The 1,460-nt window shown below is 49.4% G+C and carries 14 tRNA genes and 1 rRNA gene; all 15 read right to left on the minus strand.

The annotated features are described in order from the left end of the window. A 5S ribosomal RNA gene (gene rrf, locus JOD29_RS20220) occupies nucleotides 1-97 on the minus strand; the annotation flags it as partial. A gap of 31 nt (nucleotides 98-128) precedes the next feature. Next, nucleotides 129-200: transfer RNA gene (locus tag JOD29_RS20225), tRNA-Glu, on the minus strand. A 1-nt stretch (nucleotide 201) separates the two neighbouring features. After that, nucleotides 202-276: transfer RNA gene (locus JOD29_RS20230), tRNA-Asn, on the minus strand. Nucleotides 277-285: 9 nt separating this feature from the next. Beyond that, a tRNA-Ile gene (locus JOD29_RS20235) sits at nucleotides 286-362 on the minus strand. A 6-nt stretch (nucleotides 363-368) separates the two neighbouring features. Then, a tRNA-Gly gene (locus JOD29_RS20240) sits at nucleotides 369-442 on the minus strand. A 5-nt stretch (nucleotides 443-447) separates the two neighbouring features. Next, nucleotides 448-523, minus strand: a tRNA-Phe gene (locus JOD29_RS20245). 6 nt (nucleotides 524-529) lie between these two features. Then, a tRNA-Asp gene (locus tag JOD29_RS20250) sits at nucleotides 530-605 on the minus strand. A 3-nt stretch (nucleotides 606-608) separates the two neighbouring features. Continuing rightward, nucleotides 609-683: transfer RNA gene (locus JOD29_RS20255), tRNA-Met, on the minus strand. 34 nt (nucleotides 684-717) lie between these two features. Beyond that, nucleotides 718-810: transfer RNA gene (locus tag JOD29_RS20260), tRNA-Ser, on the minus strand. 15 nt (nucleotides 811-825) lie between these two features. Next, a tRNA-Ala gene (locus JOD29_RS20265) sits at nucleotides 826-901 on the minus strand. Between the two features lie 104 nt (nucleotides 902-1,005). Next, nucleotides 1,006-1,080: transfer RNA gene (locus JOD29_RS20270), tRNA-Gln, on the minus strand. A gap of 28 nt (nucleotides 1,081-1,108) precedes the next feature. Continuing rightward, nucleotides 1,109-1,184, minus strand: a tRNA-His gene (locus tag JOD29_RS20275). A gap of 20 nt (nucleotides 1,185-1,204) precedes the next feature. Next, nucleotides 1,205-1,278: transfer RNA gene (locus JOD29_RS20280), tRNA-Trp, on the minus strand. Nucleotides 1,279-1,287: 9 nt separating this feature from the next. Then, nucleotides 1,288-1,359, minus strand: a tRNA-Lys gene (locus JOD29_RS20285). 7 nt (nucleotides 1,360-1,366) lie between these two features. Next, nucleotides 1,367-1,442: transfer RNA gene (locus JOD29_RS20290), tRNA-Thr, on the minus strand. Nucleotides 1,443-1,460 lie beyond the last annotated feature (18 nt).

Below are 1,460 nucleotides of genomic sequence, written 5' to 3' on the forward strand. Positions count from 1 at the left end.
TCACAGGGGGAAGCCCCCAACTACCATCGGCGCTAAAGAGCTTAACTTCCGTGTTCGGTATGGGAACGGGTGTGACCTCTTTGCCATTATCACTAGACTATTTAAAAAGTTCAAATTAATGAACTTTATGACCCGTACGGGATTCGAACCCGTGTTACCGCCGTGAAAGGGCGGTGTCTTAACCACTTGACCAACGGGCCGTGGCTCCGAAGGTAGGACTCGAACCTACGACCAACCGGTTAACAGCCGGTTGCTCTACCACTGAGCTACTTCGGAAAAATGTTATGGTGGGCCTAAATGGACTCGAACCATCGACCTCACGCTTATCAGGCGTGCGCTCTAACCAGCTGAGCTATAGGCCCACAAAATGGAGCGGGTGATGAGAATCGAACTCACGACATCAGCTTGGAAGGCTGAGGTTTTACCATTAAACTACACCCGCATAAATGGTGGGTCGGGACGGAATCGAACCGCCGACACTTAGAGCTTCAATCTAATGCTCTACCAACTGAGCTACCGACCCATTAAATGGCGGTCCCGACCGGGATCGAACCGGCGATCTCCTGCGTGACAGGCAGGCATGTTAACCGCTACACCACGGGACCATTTGGTTGCGGGGACAGGATTTGAACCTGCGACCTTCGGGTTATGAGCCCGACGAGCTACCACTGCTCCACCCCGCGATAATATTACTTAAAGATTGATTAATTTTAAAAATGGCGGAGGCAGTAGGATTCGAACCCACGCGCGGTTTAACCCGCCTGTCGGTTTTCAAGACCGATCCCTTCAGCCAGACTTGGGTATGCCTCCGTTTTATAAATATAATGGTGGAGCCTAGCGGGATCGAACCGCTGACCTCCTGCGTGCAAGGCAGGCGCTCTCCCAGCTGAGCTAAGGCCCCATAATTTTTATATGTAAACTAACTAATTTCACCTATTGAAATAAACATGCATTACCATGCGACCATTTGGTCTCAAATCAAGTGACCCTAGCTGTTTAGTAAAATGGCTGGGGTACCAGGATTCGAACCTGGGCATGACGGAATCAAAATCCGTTGCCTTACCGCTTGGCTATACCCCAATAAATTGATGATATCCAATTAGTTATATGGGGCGACTGATGGGAATCGAACCCACGAATGCCGGAACCACAATCCGGTGCGTTAACCACTTCGCCACAATCGCCATCATTAATTACAAATTAATGGCAGGGGCAGTAGGAATCGAACCCACACCAAAGGTTTTGGAGACCTCTATTCTACCGTTGAACTATGCCCCTAAAAAATTATGAGCCATGAAGGACTTGAACCTTCGACCCTCTGATTAAAAGTCAGATGCTCTACCACTGAGCTAATGGCTCGAAACTATGGTGCCGGCGATAGGAGTCGAACCCACGACCTACTGATTACAAGTCAGTTGCTCTACCAACTGAGCTACACCGGCAAATATGGTGGAGGATGA

This window comes from Lysinibacillus composti (assembly GCF_016908465.1).
In the GTDB taxonomy this organism is placed as follows: Bacteria; Bacillota; Bacilli; order Bacillales_A; family Planococcaceae; genus Ureibacillus; species Ureibacillus composti_A.